Below are 15,886 nucleotides of genomic sequence, written 5' to 3'. Positions count from 1 at the left end.
CTTATCAGGGCTTTTTTTTGTAATAAAAAATAATTATATTTTCTTGTTAGCACCTTCAAACTGGTAAGTAACACCTAAGTTAATTCCGAAAGAAGAATAAGGTACTTTTTGTGATAATTTCTTTGAAATATCTGTATTCGTATTAGATAAATTATCTACATAAGTAGTTTCTTTTACAAAACCTGCAGGCAAATTATCTAAAGAATAAAAACCACTAGCAGTAACTGTTCCGTTAGGTAAAACTACATCTGTATTAAATGCTGTAATTTCAGAATCTTTTCTTTTTAAGCTAATTCCGTAATATTCTGCTTCAACAAAAAGAGAGAAATTTGCATCTAAATCGTATTTGTAACCAAGAGCACCAACAAAACCTAAAGGAAAATGACCATGGTAATCTTCTACATAATTTGTTTCTGAATAAGAACCTAACGGTACACCTAACGCATCTGCTTCAGCTTGCGAAAAAACAGACTTTCTAAATACAACAGCTTCTGTTTTTCCACCAATTTTTAATAAGGCACCAAAACGGCCATAAATATTATTAGTAAAACGATATACCATTGAAGCAGAGGCACCAAAAGCACGAGCTCTAGCAATAGCATCAACATTCATACTTGGTATATTAACCTCAGAAACTGTTTTATCTGCACCTCTTAAATAACCAACTGCTACATCTAAACCAAACGATTCATTAAAAAAATAGGTACCTCTTACTTGAATGTTAGCACCTTCACCATAACTACCATAGCTGTTTTCAGTTTCAGATACATTAACTTTTTCTCCTAATTTCATTCCGGCGCTGCTTAATGCATATCCTGTACTAACGGAAACTTGAACTTGCCCGAAAGAAACGGAACTTATTAAAATAGTTGTAAATACTGCGATTAAATGTTTCATAATTTATTAATTTTAAGTTGTTTATTTATATAAGAAAGATTGAACTTTGTTTTTTCTAATCAGGTTGCTTAGAGAGATTAAATGTAGCCGTTTAGAATATAAAAAAACATAATTTATTCAATAAAATTAGTACACTTTTTCAGGTTCCTTTTTTAGCCTTTTTTAGCCTTTTTTATTCTTTTTTTGATTAAAAAAAATCAAAGGTACATGCTTTTTATATAACTATTTCACCTTTTATGAAATTGATAAATTAACAGTAGGGTAAAAGGTTTAAAACCAATTCGTAAGATTTTATAACCAATAAATTAAAACCTTAATTTAATTATAAAACTTAAAATTAAAATGTATTATTTTAAAGAAAAAAACGACTATTATTTAACAGAGAACTATTACATTTAAATATCTAATTGTTTTATAAAGAATACAATACATTTATGAAAAATCTACATACATTATATTCTATATTAGACCTTGCATTGGTGTCTAAAGATCATACATTAAAGGAAACTTATAATAACGCTCTGCAATTAGCACAAAACGCAGAAACATTTGGCTATACACGTTATTGGTTAGCAGAGCATCATAATTCACCCAACATAGCTAGTAGTGCTACTTCTGTATTAATGGGGTATGTTGCATCTGGTACAAATACTCTTCGTATAGGTTCTGGCGGTATTATGTTACCAAACCATTCACCTTTAATTATAGCAGAACAATTTGGTACGTTAGCATCTATATATCCTAATAGAATAGATTTAGGCTTAGGTAGAGCTCCAGGAACAGACAGGGAAACAGCAGAAGCTATACGGTCTAATTTTATGGAAGCGGCTCAATCTTTTCCTAACGAATTAGACAAAATTCAGCAATATTTTTCTAAAGAAAATGCATTTTCAAAAGTACGTGCTACAGTTGCAGAAGGAGTAGAGGTACCTATTTATATATTAGGTTCTAGCACAGATAGTGCTCATTTAGCAGCAAAAAAAGGATTGCCTTATGCATTTGCAAGTCATTTTGCAACAACTCATTTATTGGAAGCCATAGAAATTTATCGCCAAGAATTTAAACCTTCAAACGATTTTAAAAAACCGTATGTAATGGCTGGTGTAAATATAATTATAGCAGATACAGATGAAGAAGCACAACGTTTATCTACCTCTTTAATACGCATGATTGTTGGCATATTTACTGGTAAACGAGATTTCGTACAACCGCCAACTGATATGACTAATGATCTTAAAGAGGTTTTGCAAAATCCACAAATACATCAAATGCTAAAATATTCTTTTATAGGAAGTAAAGCTACAGTTAAAGCTCAAGTAAAAGATTTTATAGAACTAACAAAAGCAGATGAACTTATTGCTGTTGCTAATATTTATGACGGTAAAGAAAAAATACGCTCTTTTGAATTATTTTCTGAAATTATGAAAGAATTAAATCCTATTTCATAATACCTATTAGTTGCTTTATAGTTGATTGAACCATATAATTAAAAAAAAATATATAATATTTTTAGGACATTTATGAAAACTTTGTATATTCGCAATCCTTTACAAAAAGGGTTGCTTTTTATATGAAAAGCCAAAGTAGTTAATTCGTTTGGTTATAGTAGTAGATTAGCTTGTTCATTGAAATAGTAAATAAAAGGGGAGATACTCAAGCGGCCAACGAGGACGGACTGTAACTCCGTTGACTACGTCTTCGCAGGTTCGAATCCTGCTCTCCCCACAATTTACTTTTTTGATTTCTAAAATGAATTAAATTTCTTTATAATTCATTCAATAAAACCCAAACACAGAAATTCTTATTTTAGTTTTTACTATAAAACTACGATCTTATTTTTATAAGAATTTCAACAGCTTATTTTATTCTTAAAAAAGTCAATTTCATAAAACTTAGATTACAAAGTGTTCTTAAAACTAAAATTATTCTATAAATAATGAATAAAGTAGAAGTAATTATGAGAGAAAATGTGCAGTTATGTACGCTCACAAAAAGCCAAAATTGATTTAGTCTAATTGTATAAAAATTAGTATCTATTTTAAGTACTTAGTGATATCTAGCAATTTTTATAGTATTGAAGCATTAAAAAGAAACTTCCTCTATTTTTTTAGTAAATTAGATTAAAATTCATAAAAAATGAGCCAGTTTTATAAAAAAATTATTTATTTATTAATTATAGTTTGTTTACCATTTTGTTTAAATGCCCAGTCTGTATTGTATGTTTATGGAGACGTTTCTGCAGATGGAAAGATTCCTTCTGGAGAACAAGAACCTTTTCATCAAATGAGATTGAATGATACCGATATTTTAGGTATGAGTCAATTTTTAGAAGCATTAGAAGAAGTTAATTTAGATGTAAGAGAAATTTATGATCAGGAATTAATATTAAATTCAAAAACTTTAAAAACAGTTGATGTTTTAATTTTAGCATCTAACCAACGTGTGTTTTCTAAAGAAGAAGCAGAAGTTGTAAGGGTTTGGGTTAAAAAAGGTGGTGGTTTGGTTGTTTGGTCAGACAGTGGTTTTGGTGGAGAATATAAACTTGTTGGAGTTGATAACCCAACGGGTAGAATTTCTGATAATAGTATAACAGAACAGTTTGGAATGCATTTTTTAACAGATAATGGTGCAGGAAATTACTTAGTACAAAATTATACTGAAGATCATTTTTTAAACAATTTTAATAAAAATGGTGGAATTCGTTTTAGAGGTGAAGGGGTTAGTTTTATTAGAATCTCTAAACCTGCTAAAATGTTAGCGAATGCGCAAGATGGTGGTTTAGTAGGAAAACTTATAGTGATTCCGAATTTAGCAAATTTGCAAAAGATGTTATTTCAAAAAGGTTAAGCATTGCAAAAATAGATTTAAGTGTTGATGAATTTTTACCTGAAAGTAAAAGTTTTCGAACAGGACTTGATGAAGGAAAAGCGAAAGCAAAAAAGAAAGCTAAAGAAAAATACCCAAATCCAAAAGGGACTCAAATTAATGATTATGTAGCTAAATACGGTAGAGCAATATATTTTAGAGAAAGAGGTAATAAAACTAATATACCTGTCTTCTCTGGTTTTGAAACTCTAGTAGATATTTCTACAGGAGTTATTAGAAATTTATTGACTCCTGTTTATTTTATGTACGAAAAGGAACGTGCAAACTCAAGTTCAAATTCCATAAAAGAAATACCACCTACAATTCAAAGGGATATAATTCTAAATAGGAGTGAAACATTTTGGGAAAAGATAAAAGATATAGATTCTGAAATAGAGAATTGTCCTGAAGAATTAGGAGAAAAAATAAATAATTTCTTTAATCAATTAATTATTTATTTAAAAAAGAGAATTAAAAACGAAGACATATCTGAACCAAGAGCTTTAAATTTTATAATTTCGAAAATCTCCTCTATTACTGATGAAGAGCAAAAACAAATTGATGAAATAATAAATGCTTGTTTAAGAAGTACATTGTTATACAAAAGAATGGTAGGTCATAAATCGACTGGAGTTAGATTACCTTTGTATGTTCCAAATAGAATGATGTTACCAATACATGGGTTAGATTCTCATGGTCAATATTCCCATTTTCCAATCCCTGCAAAAGCTTTTTTAGATGCTGCAATAAGTAATAAAGAAATTCCATTTTTTGCGGATGAAAATGAAGAAATTAATAATCAACTTGAATTACTTTTATAATGGAAAATAAAACTTTAATAACAGTTTTAGGTTGGGAAGATAGATTTATTTCAGGAACTGAAATAATTCTAAATGAAAATAATATTCAAAAAATTGTATTAATCTCATTTACAGATTATGCTGAAATGAATATTAAAAACAAATCTACTTTCCTTGAAAAAGTGAAAGATTTAAATATTGAAATTGAAGAAATTGAATTAAACTATTCTGATTCAATAAAAAATTGGAAAACTTTTGATGCTTATTTTGAAAAACATACTCGCACTAGTGATATTTTATTAAATATTACTACAATGCCACGTGAAACAATTTGGGCTTAATTGTTCTTTCTAAAAAAAGCACATAGTAGTATCAATTATATATATTTTAAGCCTAAAAAATATTGTGATACTTGGTTAACTAAGAATCATAAAACCCCACGTTTATTATTTAAACATTCAGGTATTTTTGACTTAAATAAAAATCTTGTTTTATTTATAATTACAGGGTTTGATGATGGTCGTTTAAGTTCTCTTATAGAATATTACGAACCGTCAAAGGTAGTCGTATTAAATCAGGTAGGAAATCAATTTGATAATGAAGAAAGGAATAACGGCTCTAATAAAGATATTTTTCTAAATTTAAATCATGAAAAAATAGAATTTGATAGCTATGATGTTACAAATGCTTCAGATATTTTAAATAAAAAAATTAAGGAATATAAAGATTGTAATATAATTATATCTTCACAGGGGCCTAAACTTTCTTCTCTTAGTACTTATAAAAACTACCTTTTAAATAATAATATTGCTTTAGCTTATGTTTCTGCTAGAGATTTTAATGATAAGTATTCTATTGGTATTGATGAAAATTATATATCTGGAAGTTTTGATTTTAATATAGAGTAAACGTGAAAATAAAAAAAATCCTAGTATCAGAACTAAAAAACTTTGATTTAGAATTAATTCCCAAACAAAATGGGAGGGAAGGAGTAGATTTTTTAATTGGAGAAAACCAATTATATCTACAATCTATTGATTTAGATACTTTACAACGAAATATTAAAATTAAAAAACAAGATTTAGGAGAACTAAAAGACAACTTGTTTGTAGCTTTAGTTTTAGTAATAGATAAAGAACCGAAGGTTTTTTATTTAATTCCTTCAAAAGTTTTACTACAATCAAACAGTAAAATTTTCATCGAAAATAATGTTAGTTTAATGCCAAGTTTATCAAATTGGGAGATTAAAGTTTCTACTAATAATATCCCAGAATTAGTAAAATATACTATAGAAAATATGATTGATAAACTTAAAGTTTAGATTATTATGTTAAATAGACTAACACGTATTTACCCAGATGAAGCGTTGGCAAATGGCCTAATATAAATTTGGTAAAACAATAGGCGAATGAGCGTAATATTTTAGAGAATTAGCAATAAATAATATTGATAATCAAAAAGTTAAAACCATTACAAAGTAAACTTAATCTGTTACAATTTATTCTAAAATATAACAATTGAGCCGTAATTGTTTCCAAATTTATATGTGAGCCTTGATTTTTTTGTTTCTTTTTTTATCAAGAAAAAAAGATAATAATTAACTCTTAATACTAACAATTTCTAATTCCAATTCTAAATTTCATTAAATTCTAAAAACCAGAAAATGTTATACAAATGCAATATTAGAACAAGTGCATAGAATTTTATTTTTACTCACTTTATTAATTAATTCTTACGATTTTAAAGGAGTTCGTGAATCTCGTAAAAACTCAATTTCATAAAATTTATGCTCTTGTGGAAAGTTGACGAAAATTTTATTGGAAAAAAAATACAACGAGAACTTAATTTATACTACAACTTTTGAAGAACTCTAAAAATTTGCTTTTGTGCGGCTGCAAGCGTTGGAAAATTGTGTTTAGAAAAATTACTGCGTAGCATAATTATTTATAAAAAACAATCGAGCGTTTTTTGCAAGAGGCAATTTAACATAATGACGAATTATAGCTACAAATTATTATAGTTCGAATGTTTGTTAGAATAACGTATTTAAAAAATGTTATTGAATAATACCAAATACGAGATTCTACGGAATTATAATTGAGACTTGTTGACGAATGTTAAAACACCCCCAAACGAATGTTTATTTAGCTTTCAAAATTTTCTGGGATATTTTACATAATAGAGAATTATAGCTATCAAATAAATCTAGAAGTTAATTAGCCGTAATTTCTTTTAACATAATATCTATCGATATAAACCTAAAGGTGTTATATCTGATATTATGATTAAATAGCCGTAAAAACGGCTATACAGAAATTACTATATAAATGTATTATAATTTATATTATGTTAAATAGAATATTACAAAGCATACTCCTTACATGCTTTGTGTATAATAATTATAATCTTTAAGAACAACATCTATAAATTCGTTATCGGTTTTATGCACAGATTTAATGTCTGTAACTTCTAATATTTTAGAGCGAAGTTTAATTAATGTTTTAAAATCATTATTCTTTTTGGCAATATGAAAAGTACTTTTAATAATACGAGCATCATTGTCAGACAATCTTATAACATTTGGGTATGTTGGTTTGTATACATTAGAAATGTTTTCTAGAATTGTATCAGAAAATTTAGCAGCATCTTTTAAATAAATTACAACGGTGTTTGCGATTATATCTCCAAAACGCTGACTTTTATTTGTAAAAATAATTAATAAAAAACCAATTAGCTTACCTGCAACAAATGCTAATCCTAATAAAAAATCTTGATTATTAGAATCTACAGAATAAATATAAACACCAATTAAGACAACCAAGTTAAAATCTACAATACGTAGAAACCAACGCATTACATAATCTGTAATAGATGGTTTAAAACCATCTTCATTAATAACTTTAATGTTAACTAATTTTTTACCTAAAGTTTGTCCGCCTAATAAAATTTCAGAATATAAAGAGTAAAATGTAACCGGAATTAAAACAAGAATACCAACGGCTTTAATAGTCCAATTATCACCAGAAAAAAGGCGTTCTACAGCCTGAAAATCAAATACATAATATACAAAATATAAGTATGCGAATTTAATAATGTTATCTAAGAAAAATGCTAACAAACGTTGCCCAATATTGGCAACCGTAAAATTAATGTTTACATTTTGTGCTGTTTTTATTTGGAGTGTTTTCATGCAATGGTTAAATTCGCTCTTAATGAGAGAGGTCGCTTTTATAAAGCAAAATAAAGAAAAATGGCTCGAATTTGAACAAGTAATTTCAAATAAAAAGAAAAAAAGTCCAGATGAGATAGCCAACTTGCATATAAAAATCATGAATGATTTGGTATATGCACAAACCTATTACCCTAAAAGTAAGGTTACTACCTATCTAAACAAGCTTGCCAAAAGTAGTTTCGACACTGTTTATGACGCTAAAAGAAGAGATCAAAATATTTTATTATACTTCTTTTTTGATCAAGTACCACTACTCGCCTATCAATACAGAAAATACATCTATTTATCATTTGTTTTCTTTTTCATCTGCTTTTTCATCGGTTTGTTATCTACTTTTAATGATGAAACCTTCGCAAGACAAATTCTAGGAAACGAATATGTAGATCTCACTTTAGAAAATATAGAAAGTGGCGATGCCATGGCAATTTATAAAGGTGGTAGCAATTGGGGAACTTTTATTGGTATTTATAATAATAACCAAAGAGTTGGTTTAAATATGTTTCTTTCTGGTTTGTTTTTAGGTATTGGAACTGGCTTTTATATTATAACAAACGGAATTATGGTTGCCGTTTTTCAAGCATTTTTCTATCAACAAAATAGTTTTTTCGATAGTTTAAAAGGAATATGGATTCATGGAACTTATGAAATTTTTGGTATGATTATAGAAGCTGCTACAGGTTATATAATTGGCGCAAGTATTTTGTTTCCAGGAACTTTAAAACGTTTAGAATCTTTTACAAAAGGAGTTAAAGATGCTTTTTATATCTTTATAAGTACCATTCCTTTTACCATTGCAGCAGCTTTTTTAGAAGGTTATGTAACAAGGTTTTCTAATACAATGCCAACCATTATTTGTTTTGCAATTATACTATTTAGTTTAGTGTCTATTGGTTATTACTATTTAATTTTGCCTTTTAAAGTGGCTAGAAAACACCAATTGCGTTAATGAAAAAACTACTTGTACTTTTTATAATAACACAATTTACACTGTTTACTAATGCACAAGAAATTGTCTTAGATAGTGTACCTGCATTAAAAGATACTACCAAATATATTAAGACTTTAGATTATGCTGTAAAACGCACTTTTAAAGAAGATTTAAAATCGAGATATTCTGAAGAAGATTTTATATATACAGAAGAAGATGCACCAGAAGAAATTAAAGAATCACCTGCAGATTTAAGTTTTCTTAAAGGGTTTGCTTCTTTTATGATGCTAATTTTCCCGTATTTATTAGGTGCTTTTATTGTATTTATTATTCTGAAATTAGCTTTAGGAGCAGAAATTGGTTTTTGGAACTTTAATAAAACCCAAAAGAAGGTTGCAGAGAAACTCGTTTACGAAGATGAAGATATTCATGAAGTAGATTTAGAAACGCTATTACAACAAGCTATTTTAGATAAGAACTATAGATTGGCGGTTCGGTATTCTTATTTATTAACTTTAAAAGAACTATCTAATAAAAAACTAATTGATTATCATAAAGATAAAACGAATTCAGAATATAAGTTCGAGTTAGAAAAAGGAACGATTAGAGATAATTTCTCTTATCTTTCTTATATCTACACATATGTTTGGTACGGCGAATTTCCTATTGATAGTAGCGAGTTTAGTAGAATTAAAGAAACCTATTCATCATTTAAAAACATGTTAAAGAAATGATGAAACTTCAAAATATATTAAAAACAATTCTTGTACTATCTATTGTAATTTTTACTAGTTGTAATAAAACAGATTGGGTAGAAAATTATAAAGAAAAAGAGAAAAGTCCGTTTGGAACTTATATTATTTCAAATGAAGCAGAATCGTTATTTAAAGATCAAAAAATAACAGTTTTAAAAGAAAATTTCTATGATTATTCATTATTTAATATAGATTCTACTAAGACAAATAATTACATTCTAATAAAAAATGCTGCTTATAAGCAAACTGCAGCTGGTACAGCAGAACTATTGGAATTTGTAAAACACGGTAATTCTGCGTTTATAGCCTTAAATTTCTTCAAAGAAAATTTTAAAGAAGAATTAGAGTTTACTACAAATAATTTAGATGAAAATAAATCTTCTGTTGCAGAATTAAAAAAACTAAAAGGAACGTTTTATTTAAAACAAACAGATTTTGGTAACAAAACCTATAGTTTCGATAGAAACATTCGTAGAAACTACTTTTTACAATACAATAAAAATAAAACCATTGTTTTGGGAACAACTAAAATAGACGGAGAAGAAGTACCTAATTTTATTAAAATATACCATGGTAAAGGCGCTTTTTACTTACATACAAACCCTGTTGTTTTTACCAATTACTATTTGTTAAATAATAAGGAAGCGTATGTAGAGAACCTTCTCTCCTATCTTCCAAAAGATAATGTTCTTTGGGATGTTCATATAAAAACAAGTAAATATTCTAATGAGAATAACAAGAAACCATCTATCTTTAAATTCTTTCTACAACACAAAACCTTAACTTGGTTTTTATTTGTTTCGTTAGCCGGTTTACTGTTATTTATGCTTTTTAACGCACGTAGAAAACAACGCGCAATTCCTATTATAGTTCCTTTAAAAAATACTACAGTAGCATTTACACAAACCATATCTAATTTGTATTTAAGTGAAGCAGATCATAAGAATTTAGTTGATAAAAAAATCGCTTATTTCTTAGAGAAAGTCCGTTCTAGATATTTAATAGAAACCTCTAATTTAAATGCAGCTTTTATGGAGAAATTGGCTGCTAAATCTGGTAACGAAGTTCAGAAAACAAAATATTTAGTAAATACAATTATTGCTTTAAATAAGAAGGTAGAATGTTCTGAAGAAGAGTTGATTGTATTACATAAAATGATAGAAAATTTCTTAAAAAAATAACTATGGAGACACCAAATATAGAAAACATAAACAACGAAAAAACAACAGATAAAATAGCGTTTGAAAACAGAATAGATTTGTCTGAATTACAAGAGAATGTATTTAAAATTAAAGCGCAATTAAGAAAGGTTATTGTTGGGCAAAAAGACATGTTAGACTTGTTAATTGTAGCATTGCTTTCAGACGGTCATGTTTTAATTGAAGGTGTTCCTGGAGTTGCAAAAACCATTACAGCAAAGCTATTATCTAAAACAATTGCTGCAGATTTTAGTAGAATTCAGTTTACACCAGATTTAATGCCTTCAGATATATTAGGTACTTCTGTTTACAACTTACAAACATCTGAGTTTGAATTTAAAAAAGGACCCATTTTTTCTAACATGATTCTTATTGATGAAATTAACAGAGCACCAGCTAAAACACAAGCTGCTTTGTTTGAAGTTATGGAAGAAAAACAAGTTACTATAGATGGTAAAACGTATAAAATGACAGAGCCTTTTATGGTTTTGGCTACTCAAAACCCAATTGAGCAAGAAGGAACATACCGTTTACCAGAAGCACAATTAGATCGTTTTCTATTTAAAATAAACGTAGCATACCCAAATGCAGAAGAAGAATTTGAAATTATATTAAAAGAACAAGCATTAAACAACACAACAAAATCTAGTAAAGTAGAAACGGTTATTTCTGCTGCTAAGATTATTGAGTTTAGAAATTTAGTAAATCAGATTGCAATTGAAGAAAACTTATTAAAATACATTGCAAATATTGTAGTAAATACACGTACTAATTCGTTTTTATATTTAGGTGCTTCACCAAGAGCAAGTATTGCAATTCTTAATGCTTCTAAGGCATTTGCAGCAATAGATGGTAGAGATTTTGTTACGCCAGAAGACATTAAAAGAGCAACAATACCAGTATTACAACATCGAGTAATTGTTACGCCAGAAAGAGAAATGGAAGGTTTAGGTAGTAAACAAATTATAGAACAAATTATAGAAGCTGTAGAAATACCTAGATAATTTAGAAACATAGGCAACAACTTAAACAAACAACTATTTTAATAAATTTACTTACTTGAAACACTTTTACAAAACTCTTTTTTTAAATAATCGTTTTTTCTACTTTATAGCAACTGTAGCTGTATTGTTTGTGGTTGGTTTCTTTGTTCCTATCTTTTTTGAAGTTTCTAAAGTGTTATTATTTATAGTTTCAATATTGGTTTTTGTAGATATATTTCTTTTATACAATACAAAAAAAGGCATTTCTTTAGAAAGAGTGCTACCAGAAAGATTATCTAATGGAGACATTAATAAAGTAACATTAACAATTAAAAATAACTACTCATTTACCAACCATTTATCTATTATAGAAGAGCTTCCTTTTCAGTTTCAAAAGAGAAATTTTATTTTTCCTTTGGTGATTGCATCAAAAGAAGAAAAGAATATTTATTACGACTTAAAACCATCTGAAAGAGGTATTTATAGTTTTGGTAACAGTAATGTATATGTAAACTCTCCGCTTCAATTAGCTACTAAAAAGTATGTTTTAGGAGAAGAAAAAGAATTAAAATGCTACCCTTCTTTTTTAAAATTAAGAGAATTCGATTTTAAAGCTTTTACAAATGATGCTATTTCTTACGGATCTAAAAAAGTACGTAGAATAGGACATTCTTTAGAATTTGAACAGATTAAAGAATATGTTTCTGGTGATGACATTAGAACTTTAAATTGGAAAGCTACTGCGAAGAGAAACCAATTAATGGTAAACCAATATGTAGAAGAAAAATCGCAACCCGTTTATAGTATTATAGACAAAGGGCGTGCAATGCAAATGCAATTTAACGAGTTAAGTTTGTTAGATTATACAATAAACGCAACATTGGCAATTAGCAACATTATTCTTAGAAAACAAGACAAAGCAGGCATGTTGTCTTTTTCTAAAAACTTAGAAGATTGGGTTGTTGCAGAAAAGCGAAATTCTCAAATGAGTTTAATTTCTGAAGCTTTATATAACTTAAAAACAGATTTTTACGAATCAGATTTTAGTACGTTGTACGCTGTAATAAAAAGAAAAATTACACATAGAAGTTTGTTAATAATTTATACAAATTTCGAAACTATGGATGGTTTAAATAGGCAACTCTCCTACTTACGTGCCTTAGCTAAAAATCATTTAGTATTGGTTGTTTTCTTTAAAAACACAGAGTTACAATCTTTAATAAATACAAAAGCAGATAATATTCAAGATGTGTATGACAGTATTATTGCTGAAAAGTTTATGTACGAGAAAATAAGTATTGTAAATGAATTAAAAAAATACGGAATTCAATCTGTTCTTACTTCTCCAGAGAATCTTACAGGAGATACAATAAATAAATATTTAGAATTAAAGTCTAGAGGTTTGTTTTAAAAATTACTATTTTCACAAAAAAAACTATGAACTGGTACATTCACTGTATAAAAAATTACGCCAATTTTTCTGGTCGCGCAAGAAGAAGAGAATATTGGCTTTTCTTATTATTTAATTTTATAATCTTTTTAATTTTAGGGTTTATTGGCGAATTTATTAATGAATATACAGAAACAAACGAAGGTTTTATCTTAGTAGGAATTTACGGCTTGTTTATAATTATACCACATTTAGCATGTGTAGTTAGAAGATTGCATGATATAAATAAGTCTGGTGGTTATTGGTTTGTCCGTTTTATTCCCTTTATTGGATCTATTTGGTTGTTAATATTATTAGTAGAAAATAGCTGGGACGGACAAAATAAATATGGTTTAAATCCTAAAGAACCTTATGGTAAAGAAGAAATAGATGCAATAGGAAGAGAATAAAATCTCCTAATTTAATAAACTTAATAATTCAATAAATATTTAGGTTTAAATCTAGACGATAGTTCTATTCTTTTAATTATTTTCGCGGGACTATTAACAAATTAAACAAAAAAAAATGAATTGGTATTTAAAAGTAATTAAAGAACATTACGCAGACTTTAACGGTAGAGCAAGAAGAGAAGAATATTGGATGTTTACTTTATTCAATTTTATATTTTCTATAGTAATCTCTCTTATTTTTACAGGTATTGGGTTTGCAATAGATGTTCCTGCAATAGCAGCAATTACCTACGTTTATACTTTAGCCCTATTAATACCAAGTTTAGCTGTTCTTGTAAGAAGGTTACATGATGTTGGTAAAAGTGGTTGGTTTTTCTTAATTTCACTTATCCCATTAATAGGACCTATTTATATATTGGTCTTATTATGTACTGATAGTGAAAACGGAACAAACAAATGGGGAGATAACCCAAAAGCACCAAGTAATAGAGAAATAGATGCAATAGGAAAAGAGTAATTTTTCTATTATAATATTATATAAAAAGGACTACAAATTGTAGTCCTTTTTTTTTATTTAAAAAACGAATATTTACATAGATTTATAGCCTAAAAAACTACTTTTGCCCAATGGAAATTAAGCAAAAAACGGAATTAGAATTTATTATAGTAATGGCTTCTTTAATGTCTTTAGTAGCACTATCTATAGATGCATTATTACCAGCCATTACAGATATAGGTCATTCTATAAACGTTCTAGATTCAAAAGACAATCAGTTATTAATTACTATGATTTTTTTAGGATTGGGTGTTGGTCAATTAATTTCTGGCCCATTATCTGATAGTTTTGGAAGGAAACCAGTTATTTATGGTGGTTTTGTTGTTTTTGTACTAGCAAGTTTAATATGTGTATTTTCTACTAATTTAGAAATGATGATTTTTGGTAGAATATTACAAGGAATTGGTCTTTCTGCACCAAGAACTATAAGTATTGCAATGGTAAGAGATCGTTTTAGTGGTAATTATATGGCCAAAGTAATGTCTTTTGTAGTTGCAATTTTTATCTTAGTTCCTGTTGTGGCACCTGCAATAGGTAAAATTATGTTAGATTCTTATGGCTGGAAATCTATTTTCTACAGTCAGTTAATATTTGGTCTTTTTGTAATGATTTGGTTATGGAAAAGGCAACCAGAAACGTTAAAACCAGAAAACAGAAAGAAGCTAAAAATGTCTCTTTTTATTGAAGGAATTAAAGAATTTGTAAAACATAAAAACGCCATTGTTTTTACTTTATTCTCTGGGTTTATTACAGGTTCTTTTATGGTTTATTTAAGTGCTAGTCAACAAATATTCGAGCAGCAATACGACTTAAAAGAAGAGTTTCCTTTTATTTTTGCTGCACTTGCAATTGGTGTTGGTTTTGCTACTTTTTTAAACGGAACTTTAGTTGTAAAATTAGGTATGTTTAAATTGGTAAAGATTTTTACAATTATTTTTACGTTAATTCCTATTGCGTATATCTTTTTATATGCAGGAGAAAGCAACCCAAATATTTATATTTTAATTACTTTTTTCTGGTTGCAGTTTTTTGCAATTGGCTTTTTATTTGGTAACACAAGAGCATTAGCAATGGAACCAATTGGCCATATTGCAGGTGTAGGTGCTGCAATTAATGGTTTTATTTCTACAATTATGGCTGTACCAATAGCAACTTATATTGGTGGTTTTTTAGATAAAACCGCTTTACCTCTATTTGTTGGTTTTTTTATATGTGGTGTAATTGCTTTAGGTTTAATTCAGTATTTAAACTTTTCTAACAAGAAAAAAGTAGCCTAAAAGCACTAGTTTACTTAGCGGTTTCTTTCATTATTTCCCATTCTCCACGATAAGAAATATTTGTTCTATGGCTGCTACTTACACTTAAATTACTTTTATTACTTGCATACAAAGTTAGTACAACATTATAACTTTCATCCTTTGCTTTTAGAACGTATTTTAAAATGTAAGCGGCTTTTTTAGAGTTGAATACTTTTTCGACACTATCTGCGCTACCTTCAAACTTTATACCTCCATCAGAATTATAACCTCTAGAAAGTTGTTGTTGGCCATAATATGGTAAATCTATATGAATACTATCTTTATTAATTCTAAAAAAATTAGAATTCCCCATTAAGTTAATATTACCAGAAGAACTTCCTGGAGGCAATAATGCTTCTAAACCTCTTACATTATTATTTAAAGCTAAAGGTTGCGCCCAATTAAAGGTTGCTTCAATTAAATTAGAATCAATTTTTTCTTTTAAACTGTTTATTTCTGATGTAGTTAATGCCTTTTTAGTAGTTGCACAACTCATAAAAATCACTAAAAAACTTAAAATTATTATTCTCATAC

The 15,886-nt window shown here is 27.9% G+C and carries 17 protein-coding genes and 1 tRNA gene; 15 read left to right on the top strand and 3 right to left on the bottom strand.

The window, feature by feature from the left end; all coding sequences use genetic code 11:
- Positions 1-33 precede the first annotated feature (33 nt).
- Positions 34-897, bottom strand: coding sequence for an outer membrane beta-barrel protein (locus SHK09_RS04035; protein WP_319809495.1), 864 nt, complete (start codon positions 895-897; stop codon positions 34-36).
- A gap of 434 nt (positions 898-1,331) precedes the next feature.
- Between SHK09_RS04035 and SHK09_RS04030 the strand changes: the two genes are divergently transcribed.
- The 7 genes from SHK09_RS04030 (at position 1,332) to SHK09_RS04000 (ending at position 5,883) form a co-directional block, all read left to right on the top strand.
- The gene (locus SHK09_RS04030) at positions 1,332-2,345 is read left to right on the top strand and encodes an LLM class flavin-dependent oxidoreductase (RefSeq protein ID WP_319809494.1); all 1,014 of its coding nucleotides are present in this window, start codon (positions 1,332-1,334) and stop codon (positions 2,343-2,345) included.
- A gap of 195 nt (positions 2,346-2,540) precedes the next feature.
- Positions 2,541-2,622, top strand: a tRNA-Tyr gene (locus SHK09_RS04025).
- Between the two features lie 411 nt (positions 2,623-3,033).
- Positions 3,034-3,744 (top strand): hypothetical protein, encoded by a 711-nt coding sequence (locus SHK09_RS04020; RefSeq protein ID WP_319809493.1) that lies wholly within the window; start codon positions 3,034-3,036, stop codon positions 3,742-3,744.
- Between the two features lie 281 nt (positions 3,745-4,025).
- On the top strand, positions 4,026-4,583 hold the full coding sequence (locus SHK09_RS04015; RefSeq protein ID WP_319809492.1) for a hypothetical protein: 558 nt from the start codon (positions 4,026-4,028) through the stop codon (positions 4,581-4,583).
- Entirely contained in the window at positions 4,583-4,903 is a 321-nt protein-coding gene (locus SHK09_RS04010; protein WP_319809491.1) for a hypothetical protein, read from the top strand. The genes SHK09_RS04015 and SHK09_RS04010 overlap by 1 nt, the downstream gene beginning before the upstream one ends.
- The gene (locus SHK09_RS04005) at positions 4,904-5,470 is read left to right on the top strand and encodes a hypothetical protein (RefSeq protein ID WP_319809490.1); all 567 of its coding nucleotides are present in this window, start codon (positions 4,904-4,906) and stop codon (positions 5,468-5,470) included.
- A gap of 2 nt (positions 5,471-5,472) precedes the next feature.
- Positions 5,473-5,883, top strand: coding sequence for a hypothetical protein (locus SHK09_RS04000; RefSeq protein ID WP_319809489.1), 411 nt, complete (start codon positions 5,473-5,475; stop codon positions 5,881-5,883).
- A 1,056-nt stretch (positions 5,884-6,939) separates the two neighbouring features.
- On the opposite strand, the gene SHK09_RS03995 is transcribed toward SHK09_RS04000, so the two are convergent.
- On the bottom strand, positions 6,940-7,752 hold the full coding sequence (locus tag SHK09_RS03995) for an RDD family protein (RefSeq protein WP_319809488.1): 813 nt from the start codon (positions 7,750-7,752) through the stop codon (positions 6,940-6,942).
- Between the two features lie 22 nt (positions 7,753-7,774).
- Between SHK09_RS03995 and SHK09_RS03990 the strand changes: the two genes are divergently transcribed.
- The 8 genes from SHK09_RS03990 to SHK09_RS03955 all read left to right on the top strand — a co-directional run bounded on the left by SHK09_RS03990 (position 7,775) and on the right by SHK09_RS03955 (position 15,331).
- Positions 7,775-8,740 carry a stage II sporulation protein M gene (locus tag SHK09_RS03990; RefSeq protein WP_319809487.1) on the top strand — a complete coding sequence of 322 codons (966 nt, stop codon included), beginning with the start codon at positions 7,775-7,777 and terminating at the stop codon, positions 8,738-8,740.
- Positions 8,740-9,456: a hypothetical protein gene (locus tag SHK09_RS03985; protein WP_319809486.1), complete on the top strand. Its 717-nt coding sequence runs from the start codon at positions 8,740-8,742 to the stop codon at positions 9,454-9,456. The genes SHK09_RS03990 and SHK09_RS03985 overlap by 1 nt, the downstream gene beginning before the upstream one ends.
- Entirely contained in the window at positions 9,453-10,658 is a 1,206-nt protein-coding gene (locus SHK09_RS03980) for a DUF4350 domain-containing protein (protein WP_319809485.1), read from the top strand. Before SHK09_RS03985 ends, SHK09_RS03980 begins: the two co-directional genes overlap by 4 nt.
- A gap of 2 nt (positions 10,659-10,660) precedes the next feature.
- Entirely contained in the window at positions 10,661-11,680 is a 1,020-nt protein-coding gene (locus tag SHK09_RS03975; protein ID WP_319809484.1) for a MoxR family ATPase, read from the top strand.
- 55 nt (positions 11,681-11,735) lie between these two features.
- On the top strand, positions 11,736-13,070 hold the full coding sequence (locus tag SHK09_RS03970; RefSeq protein WP_319809483.1) for a DUF58 domain-containing protein: 1,335 nt from the start codon (positions 11,736-11,738) through the stop codon (positions 13,068-13,070).
- A 26-nt stretch (positions 13,071-13,096) separates the two neighbouring features.
- Positions 13,097-13,498 (top strand): DUF805 domain-containing protein, encoded by a 402-nt coding sequence (locus SHK09_RS03965; RefSeq protein WP_319809482.1) that lies wholly within the window; start codon positions 13,097-13,099, stop codon positions 13,496-13,498.
- 115 nt (positions 13,499-13,613) lie between these two features.
- Positions 13,614-14,015, top strand: a complete 402-nt coding sequence (locus tag SHK09_RS03960) for a DUF805 domain-containing protein (RefSeq protein WP_319809481.1) — start codon at positions 13,614-13,616, stop codon at positions 14,013-14,015.
- A 110-nt stretch (positions 14,016-14,125) separates the two neighbouring features.
- Positions 14,126-15,331, top strand: a complete 1,206-nt coding sequence (locus SHK09_RS03955; protein ID WP_319809480.1) for a multidrug effflux MFS transporter — start codon at positions 14,126-14,128, stop codon at positions 15,329-15,331.
- Between the two features lie 10 nt (positions 15,332-15,341).
- Here SHK09_RS03955 and SHK09_RS03950 read toward each other — a convergent pair whose 3' ends face one another.
- Positions 15,342-15,884 carry a DUF4251 domain-containing protein gene (locus SHK09_RS03950; protein WP_319809479.1) on the bottom strand — a complete coding sequence of 181 codons (543 nt, stop codon included), beginning with the start codon at positions 15,882-15,884 and terminating at the stop codon, positions 15,342-15,344.
- Positions 15,885-15,886: the final 2 nt, after the last annotated feature.

The organism is Polaribacter sp. PL03 (assembly GCF_033875165.1).
Classification (GTDB): domain Bacteria; phylum Bacteroidota; class Bacteroidia; order Flavobacteriales; family Flavobacteriaceae; genus Polaribacter.
This window is presented reverse-complemented; position numbering and strand designations above follow the sequence as displayed.

Bases quoted from the DNA above. Each gene is read 5' to 3' on its own strand.
- SHK09_RS03965 (WP_319809482.1), top strand. From the start codon at position 13,097: ATGAACTGGTACATTCACTGTATAAAAAATTACGCCAATTTTTCTGGT.
- SHK09_RS04015 (WP_319809492.1), top strand. From the start codon at position 4,026: ATGTACGAAAAGGAACGTGCAAACTCAAGTTCAAATTCCATAAAAGAA.
- SHK09_RS03990 (WP_319809487.1), top strand. From the start codon at position 7,775: ATGAGAGAGGTCGCTTTTATAAAGCAAAATAAAGAAAAATGGCTCGAA.
- SHK09_RS04035 (WP_319809495.1), bottom strand. From the start codon at position 897: ATGAAACATTTAATCGCAGTATTTACAACTATTTTAATAAGTTCCGTT.
- SHK09_RS03995 (WP_319809488.1), bottom strand. From the start codon at position 7,752: ATGAAAACACTCCAAATAAAAACAGCACAAAATGTAAACATTAATTTT.
- SHK09_RS04010 (WP_319809491.1), top strand. From the start codon at position 4,583: ATGGAAAATAAAACTTTAATAACAGTTTTAGGTTGGGAAGATAGATTT.
- SHK09_RS03980 (WP_319809485.1), top strand. From the start codon at position 9,453: ATGATGAAACTTCAAAATATATTAAAAACAATTCTTGTACTATCTATT.
- SHK09_RS04020 (WP_319809493.1), top strand. From the start codon at position 3,034: ATGAGCCAGTTTTATAAAAAAATTATTTATTTATTAATTATAGTTTGT.
- SHK09_RS03950 (WP_319809479.1), bottom strand. From the start codon at position 15,884: ATGAGAATAATAATTTTAAGTTTTTTAGTGATTTTTATGAGTTGTGCA.
- SHK09_RS03975 (WP_319809484.1), top strand. From the start codon at position 10,661: ATGGAGACACCAAATATAGAAAACATAAACAACGAAAAAACAACAGAT.
- SHK09_RS03985 (WP_319809486.1), top strand. From the start codon at position 8,740: ATGAAAAAACTACTTGTACTTTTTATAATAACACAATTTACACTGTTT.
- SHK09_RS04030 (WP_319809494.1), top strand. From the start codon at position 1,332: ATGAAAAATCTACATACATTATATTCTATATTAGACCTTGCATTGGTG.
- SHK09_RS03960 (WP_319809481.1), top strand. From the start codon at position 13,614: ATGAATTGGTATTTAAAAGTAATTAAAGAACATTACGCAGACTTTAAC.
- SHK09_RS03955 (WP_319809480.1), top strand. From the start codon at position 14,126: ATGGAAATTAAGCAAAAAACGGAATTAGAATTTATTATAGTAATGGCT.